17 protein-coding genes and 1 pseudogene are annotated in these 15,658 nt (G+C 69.9%); 9 read left to right on the forward strand and 9 right to left on the reverse strand.

The window, feature by feature from the left end; all coding sequences use genetic code 11:
• The first annotated feature begins 19 nt into the window (after positions 1–19).
• The 6 genes and pseudogenes from BJY16_RS49050 to BJY16_RS37185 all read left to right on the forward strand — a co-directional run.
• The gene (locus BJY16_RS49050; RefSeq protein WP_185044226.1) at positions 20–313 is read left to right on the forward strand and encodes a hypothetical protein; all 294 of its coding nucleotides are present in this window, start codon (positions 20–22) and stop codon (positions 311–313) included.
• Positions 306–749 carry a DnaE2-dependent mutagenesis accessory factor ImuA' gene (gene imuA', locus BJY16_RS37165; protein ID WP_185044227.1) on the forward strand — a complete coding sequence of 148 codons (444 nt, stop codon included), beginning with the start codon at positions 306–308 and terminating at the stop codon, positions 747–749. The genes BJY16_RS49050 and imuA' overlap by 8 nt, the downstream gene beginning before the upstream one ends.
• Before the next feature lie 540 nt (positions 750–1,289).
• The gene (locus BJY16_RS37170) at positions 1,290–2,924 is read left to right on the forward strand and encodes a methyl-accepting chemotaxis protein (RefSeq protein WP_185044228.1); all 1,635 of its coding nucleotides are present in this window, start codon (positions 1,290–1,292) and stop codon (positions 2,922–2,924) included.
• 80 nt (positions 2,925–3,004) lie between these two features.
• A complete protein-coding gene (locus BJY16_RS37175) occupies positions 3,005–3,307 on the forward strand; it encodes a hypothetical protein (RefSeq protein ID WP_185044229.1) in 303 nt (100 codons plus the stop codon).
• Positions 3,304–3,840 carry a GAF domain-containing protein gene (locus tag BJY16_RS37180; protein ID WP_185044230.1) on the forward strand — a complete coding sequence of 179 codons (537 nt, stop codon included), beginning with the start codon at positions 3,304–3,306 and terminating at the stop codon, positions 3,838–3,840. Before BJY16_RS37175 ends, BJY16_RS37180 begins: the two co-directional genes overlap by 4 nt.
• A 122-nt stretch (positions 3,841–3,962) precedes the next feature.
• Positions 3,963–4,304 (forward strand): annotated as a pseudogene (locus BJY16_RS37185) (transposase); the annotation flags it as partial.
• A 350-nt stretch (positions 4,305–4,654) separates the two neighbouring features.
• On the opposite strand, the gene BJY16_RS37190 reads toward BJY16_RS37185, so the two are convergent.
• On the reverse strand, positions 4,655–5,137 hold the full coding sequence (locus tag BJY16_RS37190) for a hypothetical protein (protein WP_185044231.1): 483 nt from the start codon (positions 5,135–5,137) through the stop codon (positions 4,655–4,657).
• 618 nt (positions 5,138–5,755) lie between these two features.
• Positions 5,756–6,112: an ArsR/SmtB family transcription factor gene (locus BJY16_RS37195; RefSeq protein WP_185044232.1), complete on the reverse strand. Its 357-nt coding sequence runs from the start codon at positions 6,110–6,112 to the stop codon at positions 5,756–5,758.
• A 61-nt stretch (positions 6,113–6,173) separates the two neighbouring features.
• On the opposite strand from BJY16_RS37195, the gene BJY16_RS37200 reads away from it, so the two are divergent.
• Positions 6,174–7,244, forward strand: a complete 1,071-nt coding sequence (locus tag BJY16_RS37200; RefSeq protein WP_185044233.1) for a flavin-containing monooxygenase — start codon at positions 6,174–6,176, stop codon at positions 7,242–7,244.
• Complete coding sequence (locus tag BJY16_RS37205; RefSeq protein WP_185044234.1) at positions 7,241–8,071, forward strand: bile acid:sodium symporter family protein; 831 nt, start codon at positions 7,241–7,243, stop codon at positions 8,069–8,071. The genes BJY16_RS37200 and BJY16_RS37205 overlap by 4 nt, the downstream gene beginning before the upstream one ends.
• 9 nt (positions 8,072–8,080) lie before the next feature.
• On the opposite strand, the gene BJY16_RS37210 is transcribed toward BJY16_RS37205, so the two are convergent.
• Positions 8,081–9,205: an MFS transporter gene (locus BJY16_RS37210; protein WP_239177325.1), complete on the reverse strand. Its 1,125-nt coding sequence runs from the start codon at positions 9,203–9,205 to the stop codon at positions 8,081–8,083.
• Positions 9,206–9,395: 190 nt separating this feature from the next.
• On the opposite strand from BJY16_RS37210, the gene BJY16_RS48755 reads away from it, so the two are divergent.
• Positions 9,396–10,889 carry a GGDEF domain-containing protein gene (locus BJY16_RS48755; RefSeq protein ID WP_185044236.1) on the forward strand — a complete coding sequence of 498 codons (1,494 nt, stop codon included), beginning with the start codon at positions 9,396–9,398 and terminating at the stop codon, positions 10,887–10,889.
• Positions 10,890–11,141: 252 nt separating this feature from the next.
• On the opposite strand, the gene BJY16_RS37220 is transcribed toward BJY16_RS48755, so the two are convergent.
• The 6 genes from BJY16_RS37220 to BJY16_RS37245 all read right to left on the reverse strand — a co-directional run bounded on the left by BJY16_RS37220 (position 11,142) and on the right by BJY16_RS37245 (position 15,638).
• Positions 11,142–11,453: an STAS domain-containing protein gene (locus tag BJY16_RS37220; RefSeq protein ID WP_185044237.1), complete on the reverse strand. Its 312-nt coding sequence runs from the start codon at positions 11,451–11,453 to the stop codon at positions 11,142–11,144.
• Positions 11,450–11,869, reverse strand: a complete 420-nt coding sequence (locus BJY16_RS37225) for an ATP-binding protein (RefSeq protein ID WP_185044238.1) — start codon at positions 11,867–11,869, stop codon at positions 11,450–11,452. Before BJY16_RS37225 ends, BJY16_RS37220 begins: the two co-directional genes overlap by 4 nt.
• Positions 11,870–11,985: 116 nt before the next feature.
• Positions 11,986–12,228, reverse strand: coding sequence for a recombinase family protein (locus tag BJY16_RS37230; RefSeq protein ID WP_185046848.1), 243 nt, complete (start codon positions 12,226–12,228; stop codon positions 11,986–11,988).
• Positions 12,229–12,404: 176 nt separating this feature from the next.
• The gene (locus BJY16_RS37235; protein ID WP_185044239.1) at positions 12,405–13,121 is read right to left on the reverse strand and encodes a class F sortase; all 717 of its coding nucleotides are present in this window, start codon (positions 13,119–13,121) and stop codon (positions 12,405–12,407) included.
• A 2-nt stretch (positions 13,122–13,123) separates the two neighbouring features.
• The gene (locus tag BJY16_RS37240; protein ID WP_185044240.1) at positions 13,124–13,903 is read right to left on the reverse strand and encodes a GVDTG sorting domain-containing protein; all 780 of its coding nucleotides are present in this window, start codon (positions 13,901–13,903) and stop codon (positions 13,124–13,126) included.
• A gap of 94 nt (positions 13,904–13,997) precedes the next feature.
• The gene (locus BJY16_RS37245; RefSeq protein ID WP_185044241.1) at positions 13,998–15,638 is read right to left on the reverse strand and encodes a serine/threonine-protein kinase; all 1,641 of its coding nucleotides are present in this window, start codon (positions 15,636–15,638) and stop codon (positions 13,998–14,000) included.
• Positions 15,639–15,658 lie beyond the last annotated feature (20 nt).

Below are 15,658 nucleotides of genomic sequence, written 5' to 3' on the forward strand. Positions count from 1 at the left end.
CACGACGCCGGGAAGAGCTATGGCCACGGGCACCAGGTGGGCTGGATCCGGGCGGATCGCCGGCACCAGCGACGCGCTCGCCGCGCTCACCTGGATCAACGCGGCCGCAGCGAACCTCGCCACGATCGGCGCGCTCGCCCACGCGATTCAGCCGGCAACCCACACCGACCTCGACGCCCCGGACCTCGCCAAGCAGCTGCCGACCTACGACACGATCCGGCCGCTGCTGCCCTGGACGGGCCTGCGCCGCGGCACCACCATCGCGGCGGCCAGCTCCACTGCTGCAGCTGCAGCTCGTCGCCGCGATGCGTGAGGGCGCCTGGGCCTGCGTCAGCGGGATGCCACAGTTCGGCGCGCTCGCGGCCGCCGAGGCCGGCATCCCGCTGGAGCTGGCGTTGGTGCCCGAGCCCGGCCCGGACTGGCCCACCATCGTCGCCACCCTGATCGACGGCGTCGACCTGGTCGCGATCCGGCCACCCGGCCCGATCAGCCCCACGGTGGCCAGCCGGCTCGCCGCCCGGGCCCGCCAGCGCGGCACGGTCCTGCTCCCGATCGGCGAGTGGCCGGATGCCGACGTCACGCTGCGCCGCGTCAGCGCCCGTTGGGAAGGGCTGGGCAACGGCCAGGGCCGGCTACGCCGCCCGATCACCGAAGTTCAGGCCGACGGCCGCGGCCAAGCGGGTAACCGAACAATGCCTCGGCCTGCTGGTTCCAAGCCACCACGACTCCGTCGGCGTCAATGCTGGTGAACGCCTCCGCCGCGCTGGCCAGCACCGGTTCCAGGACGCTGACCGGCAGGCTCTCGTCGCACACAATGCGCGGTTGCTGTTGCTTCTGACCCATGATGTGCCCTCCGATCGCCCCTGCGTGGGCTCGCTGCTGATCCCGTCGTACGCAGGGGCAACCCTGCCACTACTGAGCGTAGTCATCTGTGGGATGGTTGCCAGTTGCCACGCGATAACCGTCATGGGGGCCATAGGGATTGGTCCCGGAATGCTAGTCCGTTGGCGTTTCGGTAATCCTGCGGCAGGGTCGGAGTGGTTCGCAGTGCCATGTGAACGGCGTCGGTGAGGCCCGAAGGAACCGGGATGGCTGCGTCTTCCTTGCCGATCAACGACCGGAGGCGACCGGATGTCGCGCGCCCGCACGACGACCTCGCCGGGGAGGGGACGGCTCAGCGAGTGCCGATAGTTGCCGATCGGTTAGTAGTGCGGCTGGCGCGCTGACCGTAGGAAGTGACCGGCCGGGGAACGGCTGTGTTTGAGTCAACCTGCCGAGGAGATACCCATATGAGTTCCTATGCTGGTGCCGTTCCGATGACAACGGCGACGCGGGGCCGGCGATCGTTTGCGGACCTGAGCGTCAACATCAAGATTCTAACGGCAGTGGGGATCGCTGCACTGGTGGCGTTGCTGGTCGGGGTGCTGGGACTGTCGGCGCTCAGTGATGCCAGCGAGTCCGCGCAGAGGATTTACCGCAGCAACGTGGCCAGCGTCAAGGATATTGGGCTGGTGGACGGCGCGATGACCCAGGTGCGGTCGGACGCCGCGAATCAAGCACTGTCGGTGGACGCCGCCAGCACGGCCCGCTTCACCAAAGAGGCCACCGCCGGCCTGCAGGAAGTCAAGGCGGGACTGGCCGCCTACCGGCAGAGTTTCCCGGCGGGTGACCCCGCTGTCATCGAGGATCTGGAGACGAGGTGGCAGGCTTATGCCGAGCTGCTCGAAGGCAAACTCATACCGGCCGGCAACACGAGCGACCTGATCTCGTGGGCGAAGATCCGCGACACCGAGGCTGAGCCGGTCATCGAACAGGTTGACAAGGACCTCGCAGCCTTGACTGCGGCCGAGGACGCCGACGCCGCCCGCAATGCGGCGGCAGCGCAGTCGGGCTACCAATCCGGCCGGGTCCAGTCGATCCTGTTGCTAGTGGTGGGTCTAGTGCTGGCGGTGGGGCTGGGCGTGTTCGTGGCCCGGTCCATCGTGCGGTCGCTGCGCAGGGTTAAGACTGTGTGTGACGCACTCTCCAGCAACGACCTGACCCGCAGCACCGGACTGACCTCTCGGGACGAGCCCGGGCAGATGGGCCGCGCCCTGGACGCCGCTGTTGGGGCACTGCGCCAGGCAGTGACCACTATCGGGGGATCGGCGGTGACGCTGGCCAGCGCGTCGGAGGAACTGTCCGCGGTCAGCACCCAGCTGCAGGCCGGTGCCGCGGATGCCGCGCAGCGGGCCAGCACGGCAACCTCAGCGAGCGAAGAGGTCAACGCCGGGGTTCAGTCGATCGCCGCCGGCGCGGAACAGATGAGCGCTTCCATCACCGAGATCGCGTCGAATGCCAGTAGGGCGGCCGAGGTGTCCCAGGCCGGGATGGCGGTCGCGGAGCGCACCACCAATCAGGTCGCCGCGCTCGGCGCGGCCAGCGCGGAGATCGGCGACGTGGTCCGGCTGATCACCAGCATTGCGGAGCAGACCAACCTGCTGGCCTTGAACGCGACCATCGAGGCCGCCCGCGCGGGCGAGCTGGGCAAGGGCTTCGCCGTGGTGGCAGGCGAGGTCAAGGAGCTGGCGCAGCAGACCGCGAAGGCCACCGAGGAGATCACCGGCCGGATCGCCAACATCCAGGCTTCCAGCGCCACCGCCGCCACCGCGATCGGGGAGATTTCCGAAGTGATCGGGCAGATCGGCGACTACACCACTACCATCGCCTCCGCGGTGGAGGAGCAAACCGCCACCACTGGCGAGATGAGTCGAACAGTGGCCGAGGCGGCGTCCAGCAGCGGTGATGTGGCCCGCACCGTGTCCGGCGTGGCCGAGGTTGCCAGCGCTACCGCTGACGGAGCCAGGGCCACCCAGCAGGCGGCCGGCGACCTGACCCGCCTGGCCAGCGACCTTACCAACCTGGTCGGCAGCTTCCGCTACTGACCGCCGTCCCTTTGCAGCACCCGGCACAAAGGTTCCTCCGCGAACGCCGGGCGGCCTGCTCGGCACCCCGGAGGCGTCCCATGCCGACCCCACCCGACAACAGCGCCACCAGCCCGTACGGGCTGCGTCGCCCCACCATGGCAGACGCCCGTGAGGCGATGCACCGGGTGCACGGCCACACCGGCCGCTCCGCCTGGGCACGGCTCCTGCAGACCGCCGGGCTCTCCGGCACCGAAACCAGCGATGACGACCTGCACCGGCTGCTCACCGCGATGACCGGGCTTGACCCGGTCAGCCGACTCTGCGCCCAGGCCCTGCGGATCCGCCTTTCCTCGCATACTCACCTATCCGCCGCGCACACCATGACCAGGAGCACCGCATGACCACCATCACCCCCAGTGAACTGTTCGACCGGCTCGGCGAACCCGCCCGCATCCAGCAGATCGCCCGATACGACGTCTTCGATCCCACCCTGCAAGCCCGGCTGGACGCCGTCGCGGCCCACACCGCCGACCTGCTGCACGCACCGGTGTCCATGAGCTCGGTGGTGCTCGACAGCTCGCAGTTCATCATCGGTCAGCACGGCGTACCGGCCTGGATCGGTGAAGTTCAGGGCACCCCGGCCGAATGGGCGCTGTGCACCCACACCGTGCTCGCCGGCAAGCCGTACTGCATCACCGACGGCACCACCGACCCCCTGCACGCGGTGAACCCGATCTTCGCCATCGCACCGATCCGCAGTTACGCAGGCGTACCCCTGAGCGACGACAGCGGCCACGTTCTCGGCGCCCACTGCGTCATCGACGTCATCCCTCGCACCTTCAGCGAACACGACATCGCCGTCCTGACCGCCGGCGCCGCCGAAACCATGCGCCTGCTCGCCGAACACCGCACCGCACCCACCGCCGCCACCTGACCGTGCCGCAACCGCTGATCAGGACTTACAGGCAGTCGCCAGATCCGGCACCCTGGCAGAAGGCGGCCGGTACCCCGGCTCACCCCCGTCGAGACGGTGTACCGGCCACGCCTCGAAACAGGGTGCTGGCCAAGGTGCGCGTTGTCCGAGCCGGTGGCGGCCGGCCCCGGACCCGGCCTGACATGAAGCTGGCCGACAAGGCTTACACGTCCAAGGCCAACCGGGCCTACCTGTGCCGGCGCGGGGTCCGAGCGTGCATCCCGAGCAAGGCCGATCAGGACGCGCACCGCAAGGCCAAAGGGTCCAAGGGCGGACGCCCGCCTGCCTTCGACCCCGACACCTACCGCCTGCGTCATGCCGTCGAGTGCGGCATCAACCAGCTCAAACAGCACCGCTCGATGGCCACCCGGTACGACAAGCTCGCCGTCCGCGACGCCACCCTCACCATCGCCGCCATCACCTAAGGGCCACGGGGCCACCCTGGTAGCGGTGCAGGTACTCGCGGCCAGCTGGGCCGACGACCCCGACACCCTGCCCTTACTACGCGAGCGCGCCACCACCGACACCGCTGTATGGCAAGAGGCCATGCAGGGCTGATCTGCCGGGTACCTGTTTGGGGTACGCCCATGCCGGATCTTCGTGCTCCGGAGTAGGCATGGCGGGCGGTTCTCACCGCTGCGGGTCAGGCCTCACCCTCGGCTCGCCGGGCCTTCTCGCGACGCTCATGCCGGGCGCGCTTGAGCGCTGTGCGCCAGCGCCAGGGATGTGAAACGGCACCCGGTTGCCGCCGGGTGCCTCTACGACGATCGCCTGATCAGAAGTCGGCCACTCCGCTCGCGCCGGTCGCCCAGCCGGAGGTGTTGTACAGGGTCCCGAGCCGCATCCGGAAGTAGGTGCCGTCCCTGACGTCGGTGGCCGCGTTCGCCCAGGCGCCGGCCGCGATGGTGGTTTGGTAGTTGCAGGTCGTACCGGTCCTGCCGAACATGACACAGACGCGGATCTTGCCCCTGGTCGTGTTCTTGACGTTGATGTCATTGCACTGCGTGGTGGTCTTCAGCACCGGCGTGACCGTGAAATTCCACTGGCCGGCGGGGTCCTCCGGAAAGGCAATAGCGCCGTAGCCGTCGAATTGGAACGAGTACGGCGCGGCCCTGCAGCCGGACGCGGCCAGTGTCGACAGCTTGCCCGAGCCGGGGGTCGGATCGCGGTAGGTGGCGGCCTGCGCAGGCACAGCGCTCGCAGCGAGCAAGGCCGCGGTACCAAGTGCAGCGGAGAGCAAACTACGCTTCATGATCATTAAGTAGCCCTTGGGTCGTGGATGGCCGCTCATCGAGCGACCGGAGAGTCATCGACACATCCCATAGAGATGGCCGGCGAAATATCCGCTCGCATGGGACTCTCATTGAAGAGCCTTGCGGGTAACTTGACCAATTCGCCACGTACCTTGTGAATCTTTTGAAAGCGCTGGTAAAGCGGCAGATAGCCGCGATGGCCGACACCTTGGGTCAACTGTTTCCGCGATGGGCCGGGCCGACGCCCGGCCGGACGGCACGATGGCCATAGCCAGCAGGGGTCAACGCGACAGCGCAGGGCGACCGGCACACTCGGGTAGCTCGTCCGCTTGGGTACACCCCGAAACCACACCCACACCGGGGGGAACCCAAGGGCGTCAGGATAGGGCTCCCCGCCAGGCTTTCCTCCACGGCGGATTCACACGTCGGCGACACGCGATCACCACATTCCCATTAGGGGGACTTCGGGGACGGCCTTGAACTTTGGTGCGCGCGAAGGGACTCGAACCCCTAACCTTCTGATCCGTAGTCAGAATCGGCCGGCGGACGGCGTAGAAGCCGGTGACCAGGCAGTCCTTGGCGGCGGCGAGTTGCGGCAGCGCAGGAGTCAGTTTGAGTTTCAATCAAGAGTCGGCGCTGGAATCGGCTTTTTGACTCGAGGCTTCACATCCGGCATCCGACGGAGGGCAGCAGCACGCGAGGTAGGCCTGCAAGTCGGCAAGGCGGGCGCCGATTGCTGTGGGGTCGGCGCGGTAGCGGACGAGTTTGCCGTCGCGCGTCGCGGTCAGCAGGCCCCCGCGGCGCAAAACCGCGAGTTGCTCGCTCGTGGTCGATTGACCGAGGCCACACGCGGCGGCGACCTCGCCGACGGTCAGCTGCCGGCCGCCGGCGAACAACAACATGATCTGCTGGCGGGTCTCGCTGGCGAGGGCTTTGAGGAAGTCCTGCGCGGATCCGTCGAGCGGTACAGGCGTCGTCATCTCCACCAGTGTCCCCGAACCTTCATTTCGTCATTTCCCGATGTGACGATACATTGCCGGTATGACTTCCGCTGACCTCGTCGTCATCGGTGGTGGCCAGTCCGGCCTGGCCACCGCACACGTTGCCCTGCGCCGCAGTCTGCGACCGCTGGTCCTGGACGCATCGCCGGGGCCGGGTGGGTCATGGCCGTCGTACTACGACAGCCTCACGCTCTTCTCTCCGGCTAGTTTCTCCGCGTTGCCGGGCCGGGCCTTCCCGGGTGACCCGGACCGGTATCCCGTGCGTGACGAGGTCGTCGACTACCTGGCCGCCTACGCCGCAGGCCTCGACGCCGAAGTGCGCTTCGGCGCCCGAGTCGAGCGGGTCACCGCCGACGGCGGCGCCTTCACCGTTGCGGTGGCGGACGGTTCGGAGGTGCGGGCGCCGGCGGTGGTGGCGGCCACCGGCGGATTCGGCACCCCGTACCTTCCGACGCTGCCCGGTCTTGAGTCGTTCACCGGCCGGGTTCTGCACGCCGCGCAGTACCGCAACCCGGACGGGTTCGCCGGTGCGCGGGTGGTGGTGGTCGGTGGCGGGAACTCGGCGGTGCAGATCGCCGTGGAACTCGCCGGGGTCGCGAACGTCAGCCTGGCGACGCGTAGGCCGCTGCGGTTCCAGCGGCAGCGGATCCTGGGCCGGGACTTCCACTGGTGGTTGACGCGGACCGGTCTGGATACCTCGTCGTGGGGTCCGCGGCTGGTGGCCGGGGCGGTGCCGGTGATCGATGACGGCCGGTACCGGGCGGCGATCCGGGCGGGGCGGCCTGATCACCGGCCGTTGTTCGCGCAGGTGGACGGCGATCGGGTGTGGTGGGCCGACGGCACGGTGGAACGGGTGGAGGTGATCGTGCTGGCCACCGGGTATCGGCCGGATCTGCCGTATCTGGCGGGAACCGGGGCGCTCGACGGGCAGGGCCTGCCTCGGCATGCCGGTGGGGTGTCGGCCGCGGTTGCGGGGCTGGGCTTTGTGGGTGTGGAGCGGCAGCGCAGTTTCGCCTCGGCCACGCTGCGCGGGGTGGGCCGCGACGCCGGGTTCGTGCTCGACGGGTTGCTGGCGCGTGCGGGTCGGCACGCCGCGGGAAGTGGGCGGTGAGCACTGTCGCGGTCGTGTTGTTGCTGGTGGCGTCGATGCTCGCGGTCGGAACCTCCACCGGTGTGCCGGAGTTCCGGGCGTTGTTGAGGCGGCGCGGCCTCGTCGCGGCTGCTGTCGTGGTCAACGTGCTGGTGCTGCCCGGTGTGGCGGTCGCGCTGGTGACCGCCGCCGGTCTTCGTCCGGAGGTGGCGCTCGGGGTGGTGCTGGCGGCGGCTGCTCCGGGTGGTGGGACGGGCGCCTTGTTGACGTTGCATGCCCGCGGTGATGTCACGGTCAGCGCGGGTTTACAGGTTCTGCTCGGCCCGTTGGGGTTGGTGGCGGTGCCGTTGTGGGCGGCGGTGGCCGGTCACAGTGTGGTCGCGCCGGGCGCGGGTGGGCTGCTCGTGGTGGGTGGTGGCCTGGCCGGTCAGGTGGTGCCGCTGGCGGTGGGGATGTGGCTGCGCCGGACCCGGCCGCCAACCGCGGACAGAGTGCATCGGGTGGCGCGGCGGGCCGCGGACGTGCTGCTGGCCGGGGTGGTCGTGTATTTCCTGGTCACGGGGATCGGGCGGTTGCCGCAGGTCGGCTGGGCCGGTGTCGGGGTGATCGTTGTGTTGGTGGTCGCGAGCCTGCTGCCGGTCTTCGTCGGGTGGGGGTCGCCGGCGCAGCGGCGGGCGGTGGCGATGACCAGCGGGGTGCGGAACCTGACGCTCGGGTTGTTCTTTGCCACGGCGGCGTCGCCGACGGTGGTGCTGGCGTTGCTGGCGTACGGGCTGGTCATGTACGGCCTGTGTGTGCCTGCGGCCTGGGCGCTCGCCCGGTCGCCGGCCGTGCCGACACGGTCGTAGGCCGTCCGGTCAGCTGGTGTGGTCTGCGGTTCGCACTGTGGTGGTCGACGCGGCGGGTGGCGGTGGGGTGTCGGCGCGGGCGAGGATGCCGACCGAAGCGACCAGGCTGGCGCCGCCGGTGATGAGCAGGACGATCTGGTAGTCGCCGGAGGCGGTGAGCAGGAAGGCGGCGGCCAGCGGTGCGCCGGCTTTGGCGAGCGGGATGAGTGCGGCGAGGGTGCCGGCGATGCTGGCGTACGCGTCGGTGCCGTACCGGTCGGCGAGAAGTTGAGGGGTGGCGAGGCTGGCGAGGCCGAATCCGAGACCGAAGGCAGTGACGGCGACGATCGCCCCGGGCTTCGTTCCGGCGAGCAGCGGCAGGCTGAACGAAGCGGTGGCTTGCAGGGCGAAGACGGCGGCGACGATGCGGTGCAGCAGGACCCGGCGGGCGGTGGCGGTCAATAGCAGCCGGCCGGTGACCGACAGGATCCCGAGCAGCCCGGCCACGGTCGCGGCGAAGATCGCTGGGTGTCCGCGGCTGATGAGGTAGCCGACCAGGTGGACGGTCATGGTCGTCATGGCGGCGGCGTGGGCGAGGAACGCGGCGGCCAGCCACCAGAACCGGCGGTCGCGCATCGCAGCCCGGATCAGGATGCGGCGGTGCGCGGCTACGCGCCTGGCCGGATGAGCGGCGGCCGTGGGCGGACGGCGGACGACCAGCCAGTGCAGCGGAACGGCGACGGCCGCGTACAGCCCGGCGAGCAGGAGCACAGTGGTGCGCCAACCGTGCCGGTCGCTGAGCCAGCCGGTGAGGGGCATGAAGATGGTGCTGGCGAACCCGGCCACGACGATCATGCCGAGGATCGCCTTCGGCCGTCGTGCGGCGTCGAACCAGGACACCAGGACCGGGGTGGCGGCCTCGTAGAGGGCCATCGCCATCGCGACGCCGAGCCCGGCGAAGATCAGGTACAGCTGCCAGACGGTGCGGGCGTGCGCACAGGCGATCAGCATGGTGGTGCCGAGCAGGGTGCCGGTGGTCATCAGGGCGCGGCCGCCGTGCCGGTCGAGCCAGCGCCCGACGGGCACTGCGGCGGTGGCCTGGGCGAGGATCGCGGTGGTGAACGCATCCCGTTGCTTGTATCCGATCTCCGGCAAACCACCATGAAACATGGGTGTTCCCCTACTCGTGAGCCAGAGGCCGACGCCTTCATCCCGCCCTCGCCGTGGCGATGCCTGCGCCTCTGACCGGTTCCGCGGCAGAGGCGGGCACCTCGACCGTGTCGAGGACCAACCCGAACCTTCCTTTTGCACCCTTTCTGCACCCGGGGTGTCCCACTCTGGATACGTGAAGCGGATAGCAGTCGCCGCGGGCGACCGGCGCGTCCAGCCGTGGCACTTGCTGATCGCGGCAGCGCCGGTGGTGATCGGCGTCTACTACTGGGTGCTGAGCCTGGGTGACGCCTGGGCGGGCGTGCAGATGGCGCTGTTCGTGAGCGCGAACGCCACGCTGGCCGTGGCGTGCCTGATCGCGGCCCGCCGCCACCGCGGCATGCGGTGGATGCTGCTCCTGCTGGGTGCCGCCGCTCTGGCCGCCGCGGCCGGCGACGTGATCTACTACATTCTCGCCATCATCTATCCGCAAGCGCCGGTTCCCAACGTCTCCGACATCGCTTACCTGCTGCAATATCCGCTGATGGCGGCCGGCTTGCTGCTGATCGTACGGCGGCGCACCCCGGGCTGGGACGGCGCCAGCGCGATCGACGCGGCCATCGTGGCCGTCAGTGCCGGCTACCTCGCGTACGAGTTCATCATCGCGCCCTCGATGGACGGGTCGGCGGGCCTCCTGGCCAACGTGGTGGCGGCGGCCTACCCTGTCGGCGACCTCATGCTCATCACGGTGGGCGCCCGGCTCATGCTCGGCGCCGGGCAGCGGCCCGTGCCGCTGCGAATGCTCGGCGGCTACCTCGCGCTCATCCTGTACGCCGACATGACGTACGCGATCCAGCAGCTCAACGGCACCTACCAGGACGGGAATCACCTCGACGCGGTGTGGATGGCCGCCAGCTTCCTGCTCGCCGCTGGCATGCTGCACCCGGCCGTGCCGGTGATGGCGGCCGAGTCCTCCACCGCGACGCCCGATGCCACCGTGGGCCGGCTGGCCATGCTCGCCATGGCCGCCAGCACGGCCTCGACCAGCCTGATCGTGCAGGTCCTGCGGCACCGGTCCCCGCACGTGCTCATCGCCGGGATCGCCTGCAACGTGCTCTTCATGCTCGTGCTGGCCCGCATGGTCGGACTGGTGCAGGCACAACGCCTCGCGGCGATCACCGACGGCCTCACCGGGCTGCGCAGCCGCCGTTACTTCGAGCAGTCCCTGCGCACGGAGGCGATCCGGGCCGCCCGCACGCGGCACCCGCTGAGCATGCTGCTGCTCGACATCGACCACTTCAAGAAGGTCAACGACACCTTCGGCCACGACGGCGGCGACCGGGTGCTCATCGAGGTGGCGCACCGGCTCGGCAAGACCGTCCGCCCCGGCGACCTGGTGGCGCGCTACGGCGGCGAGGAGTTCGCGGTGCTGCTGCCCTCGGCCGATCACGACACGGCCACGGCGATCGCCGAACAGGTCCGGTGCGGGGTCGGCGCGGTACCCATCGCGGTGGGCGACGGACGCCTGCACCGGGTGACAGTCTCGGTGGGCGTCGCCTTCCTGCCGGTCGAGACCGACGACGCGAGCTCCCTCGTGCTCTACGCCGACCGGGCCCTTTACGCCGCCAAGAACGCCGGCCGGGACCGGATTGCCGTAGCCGAGGAAATCATCGTTCCCACGGCGGCGTAAGGACCGGCTGCCCCACGCTGAGGAGGTGGCGCCGGGGCGCGGGACGGCGACAGCCCGCCGACCGACGGCGCGTCCGGGCGCCTACTGACCTGCGGACGAAGCATGACCGGGCGCAGGGCGCCGGCCGATCCGTGCCCGACGGCGTCGAAAGGGCCAGGTGCGCGGTGTCGGCGTTGACCGCATAGTCGAACGCGTCGCAACAAACGGCGGGCACTGCTGCCCGGTATGGATCAACGACTCCTGTCGGTCCGGTCAGTGCCCTGGCGGCGTGGTCAGGAACTCCAGGACACCGGTGATCTGCATGGTCTTCGCGGTGATGCCGTGCGCGTTGACAACCTGCAGGTGGCTGCCGGCGGCTGCGGCAGCGGTGCGTGCTGCCACGAGAGCGCTGATGCCGGTGGAGTCACAGAAGGTGACGCCGTCGAGGTCGACCAGCACCAGTCGAGGCCGGCTGATGAGGGTGTGATCGAGGTGAGCGCGCAGCTGCTCGGTCGTGGCCATGTCGAGTTCGCCGGTGAGCGCGATCCGCACCTGGTCGTCGCCGTGGTGGCTGGTGATGTTCACGCGGCCCTTCCGTTGCTGGTGGTGAGCTGTTGATCAGATGGGCATGGCGGCAGCTCGGCCCAGACGCGTTTGCCGCCGGGGTCGTGCAGCACGCCCCACCGGCTGCTGAGGGCTTCGATGAGCATCAGCCCGCGGCCACCGGTCAGGTCCGGGTCACGGCGGTGAGGTAGGGCCGGGGAACCGTCGGCGACGGTCAGCGTGAGGCCTCGTTCGTCCAGGCGCAGGATGAGCGTGATCGGGCCACCGCCGTGCAGCACGGCGTTGGTGACCAGCTCGCTGACCACGACGCTCACGTTCCCCAGCCACGCCTGCTCGTGCAGACCCCAGCCGCGCAGCGCGTCGATGACCGCACCGCGGGCCGCGGCGGGCGCTTGCGGACCGCGAGGCACGTCGACCTGCGTGGCGAGCTCACTCATGGCGGCTGCGCTCCTGTCTGTTCACGACCGACGGATTCTCCGGTGGGACGCCGGAGGCGATGGCACACGTCGCATACCCCGGTGGCAGAGCCTCGAACGAGCGATGCGAGCCCCGGTCATGACGCGCCGGCCGACACGGCCGCGACGGTGTCGGCGCGGTCGAGCACCCGGTACACCGTGTTGCCCTTGGCCTTGGCGATGGCCATGCCTTCGCGGGTACGCATCCGCAGCAGGTCGGCCTCGAACTCGGCGAAGGTGGCCAGGATGGTGAAGAACATCTTGCCCATGGGGTCAGTCGGGTCGTAGATCATCGAACCGAGCTGCAACCGGACACGCCCGGCGGTGAGAGAATCACCGATCTGCTGGGCGTCGGGCGTCGCCGATCAAGGTCGCGGTCACGAAGGCAAGAGTAGTGGATGGCCCCCGCTCACCGTAGAAACCATCGGACACCCTATGTGAGACACCTGTCGGCTCTGGTCAACAACTAGGCTGAGCCGGACCGGACGGTGTCCGGTCCGGCTGTGTCCAACCGGCGTTACTCCGTCGGTGTGCGGGCGGGGTGGGCCGTGGTGAGGTCGGCGTAGACGACGATGTTGTCCTCGTAGTGCCCGGCGGTGGTGTCGAAGTCGCCGCCGCAGGTGATCAGGCGCAGACCGGCCCGGTTGATCGCGCCGTAGACGGCGTCGGTCGGGAAGTTCGCCTTGGCGTAGCGTTCGACCTTGACCACGGTGAACATGGCCATGCTGCCGTCCTCGCGGTCGACGTTCACCGAGTCGCCGGGCTTCAGGTCGCTGAGCTTGTTGAAGGTGCCGGGCTGTTTCTGGTAGTCGACATGGCCGGCGAGTACGGCCGGTCCGAGCGCGCCGGGGGTGGGCGCTTTGGTGTACCAGCCGACAGTCTTGGCGTCGGTGGGCACCTGCATGGTGCCGTCGGGCTGCTGGCCGAGGCCGGTCAGCGGCACGTCGACGTCGAGGGCGGGGATGACGACGCGAGTCGGTTTCGACGTGCTCATCAATGGGCCGCTGGTCAACTCGCCGCCGGACGAAGCCTCCGCCGAAGAAGCACCGCCGGCCGCAGGCGCGGCCTCGGGTGCTGACGCGGCGGCAGCCAGTGGGATCTGGCGCGGCTGTTCTTCCTGGCCGCCTTTGACCAGGGCGGTGATGCCGACGAGGCTGAGGACCAGGACGGCCGCCGAGAGCGCGTAGCGCCCCCAGCGGTTCCCGGCCGGCTTCACGGTGCCGGTGTCCGTCATGGTCAGCTCAGCCGGCGGCGGGCGGCGAAGGCGCCGGCCGCGCCGAGCAGGGCGAGGCCGCCGAGGGCGTAGAGCGGGGTGGAGTCGTGCCGGGTGCTGCCGTCACCGGTGGCGACCCCGCCGACCGGTACTGAGCCGGCTGCCGCGCCGGAGACCATGCCGCACACGGCCGGGTCGGTCGCCTCTTCCGGGATGCCGCTCAGGCCGGCCGACTTGGCGAGGGTTGACTCGCCGAGCCCGTCGAGGTCGTACTTGCCGTTCTTGTTCGCGTCGATGCCGTGCTCGACGACGTGCAGGTCCTTGAGGTGCGTGATCGTGCCCGCGGGCAGGTCGGCGGCCGGGATCGTACGCTCATAGGTCAGGTTGCCCTTGGCGTCGGCGACCGGCATCCGGTCGACGGCCAGGCCGCTCTTGGGGCTGGTGTCGCCCTTGGTGGTCAGCGAGATGAAGATGTTGCCGTAGTCGGGCATGCCCTCCTCGGTGCTGACGTAGCCGTTGCCGTCTTTGTCGGCGGACATGTCGGGGCAGTGGAAGTCCATGCCGTCGGTGGAGCCGTGCAGGTGCTGCGCGTGCGGCGAATTCGGGACCAGGCCGGTCGACCGGATGCTGATCTTCAGGTCGCCGTCGGCCATGGCGGTCAGCGTGGCGGTGCCGGAGGCGCCGGAGTGGTTCAGCGGGTCGAGTTTGACGTGCACGCTCTCGTCGGCGAACGCGGCGCTCGGGACGGCGAGCAGGATCACTGCCGCGGCGGGGACGGCGAGCAGGGTACGGGAGAGTTTCACGGGGGGCTCCTTGCCGAGGGGTGACCTTTTTCGGTCGCCAGGGATTCGGAGCCGACCGCCGCCCGGATTGGTTCCGGTGAAAGATCTCGTTCTTTCAGCCTCGCGGGCCGGGGATGGTCCAGGTCACCGCAGGTCTCGACGAGTCACGGAAACCGTTGACGAAGGTGCGCTGGATCGGCAGGTCAAGACTCCAATCAGCGTCCCGGGTGGTCCAGGTCAGCGCGTACGAGCGGTCCTCGCCGGCGGCCAGCAGCATCCGGTAGGTGTGCAGCCGGACCCCGGTCGCCGGCTGCCAGGAGTACTCCCAGTCGGCACCGCCACCGGTGATCAGAAGCAGTCCCATGCTGATCTTCTGGTAGCCAGGTAGGGCTTGCTGCTCGGCGTCCTCCCAGCGGCGCAGTGGTTGGCCGTTGATCGGACCACCGCGCTGCACGGTGAACGACCGGAGGCCCCCGGGATCACCGAAGCAGATGCCGCTGTCCGTGGTGCCGCGGTGCCAGCCCCGGGGCACCGCGAGAGCGAACCCGGCCGGGTCCGCATGCCACAGCCAGCCGTCCGGCAGCGAGATCGGCGCGTCGTCGTCACGGGAGGAGCCGGTCAGCGCCGTGGCGTCGGTCGCGGGGCATGCGCCGATCGGGCTGGCGACGGCGGTCGGGGTGGGCGGTGCGATCCGGTCATCGCCGTACGCGCGGACCGCGGCGGTGGTGCCGACGGCCAGCACGGCCGTGGCGACGCCGGCCAGAAGCAGGCCCCGCCAGCGGGTCGGTGTCGATCCGGAGGCGGGCTCCACGGGCGGGGCAGTCGCGGCGGGCACCGGCGCGGCTGCTGAGCGGTATCGGACCGCGTTGTCGGCCGGGCGGCGTGGCGCCGGAACAGCGTGGACGCCGACGGCCCGGCGGGTCAGATCCCGCAACGCCGATCGCGCGTCGGCTGCGGTCAGCCGCTGTTCTGGGTCGGCGGTGAGCAGGCCGGCGATGACAGGGTGCAGCGGTCCCGGATGTTGCGGCAGATCAGGGGCGTGGGTCAGCAGGGCCGCCAGGGACTCGGCGGTGGTCGCGCGGCAGAACGGTGGCCGGCCTTCCACGGCCGCGTACAGGGTGGCGCCCAGCGACCACAGGTCGGCCTGCCGGCTGGAGACCCCGTCGCGTAGCCGTTCCGGGGCGATGTAGTGCGGTGAGCCGAGGAGCGGCTCGTCGTGGCCGGGCGGGACGGCCACGATGGTCGCCAAGCCGAAGTCGGTGAGCACGACCCGGCCGTCCTCGGCGATCAGCACGTTGTGCGGTTTGACGTCTAGGTGCAGCACCCCGGCCCGGTGGGCGGCGTCGAGTGCGTCCAGCAGCGTCGCGGCGATCCGGGCCGCGTGCCGGTGGGTCAGCGGGCCGTCGCGAGTCACGATGTCGTGCAGCGAGCGGGACGGCACGTACTCCATGACGATCCAGGACCGGCCGGCCGCGCGGACCACGTCGAAGATCCGGATGACGTTGGGGTGATCGAGCCGGGCCGCCGCCCGCGCTTCCCGGACCGTGTTGCGCAGGATCTCGGTGCGGTCGAGGTAGGGCAGAGCGGCCGGCGCGAGAACCTCTTTGACCGCGACTTCCCGGTCCAGCAGGTCGTCATGGGCGCGCCACACCCGGCCCATGCCCCCGGACCCGGCCAGCGCGAGCAGCCGATACCGGTCGGCCACCACCAGCTCCTGAGGCCGCTCGCCGGCGCTGTTGTCGTTGTCCGGTTCCACGCCGTCTCCGTCTTCCGCGG

The organism is Actinoplanes octamycinicus (assembly GCF_014205225.1).
Lineage (GTDB): Bacteria > Actinomycetota > Actinomycetes > Mycobacteriales > Micromonosporaceae > Actinoplanes > Actinoplanes octamycinicus.

Bases quoted from the DNA above. Each gene is read 5' to 3' on its own strand.
- BJY16_RS49050 (WP_185044226.1), top strand. From the start codon at position 20: ATGGCCACGGGCACCAGGTGGGCTGGATCCGGGCGGATCGCCGGCACC.
- imuA' (WP_185044227.1), top strand. From the start codon at position 306: ATGCGTGAGGGCGCCTGGGCCTGCGTCAGCGGGATGCCACAGTTCGGC.
- BJY16_RS37170 (WP_185044228.1), top strand. From the start codon at position 1,290: ATGAGTTCCTATGCTGGTGCCGTTCCGATGACAACGGCGACGCGGGGC.
- BJY16_RS37175 (WP_185044229.1), top strand. From the start codon at position 3,005: ATGCCGACCCCACCCGACAACAGCGCCACCAGCCCGTACGGGCTGCGT.
- BJY16_RS37180 (WP_185044230.1), top strand. From the start codon at position 3,304: ATGACCACCATCACCCCCAGTGAACTGTTCGACCGGCTCGGCGAACCC.
- BJY16_RS37190 (WP_185044231.1), bottom strand. From the start codon at position 5,137: ATGATCATGAAGCGTAGTTTGCTCTCCGCTGCACTTGGTACCGCGGCC.
- BJY16_RS37195 (WP_185044232.1), bottom strand. From the start codon at position 6,112: ATGACGACGCCTGTACCGCTCGACGGATCCGCGCAGGACTTCCTCAAA.
- BJY16_RS37200 (WP_185044233.1), top strand. From the start codon at position 6,174: ATGACTTCCGCTGACCTCGTCGTCATCGGTGGTGGCCAGTCCGGCCTG.
- BJY16_RS37225 (WP_185044238.1), bottom strand. From the start codon at position 11,869: ATGAGTGAGCTCGCCACGCAGGTCGACGTGCCTCGCGGTCCGCAAGCG.
- BJY16_RS37235 (WP_185044239.1), bottom strand. From the start codon at position 13,121: ATGACGGACACCGGCACCGTGAAGCCGGCCGGGAACCGCTGGGGGCGC.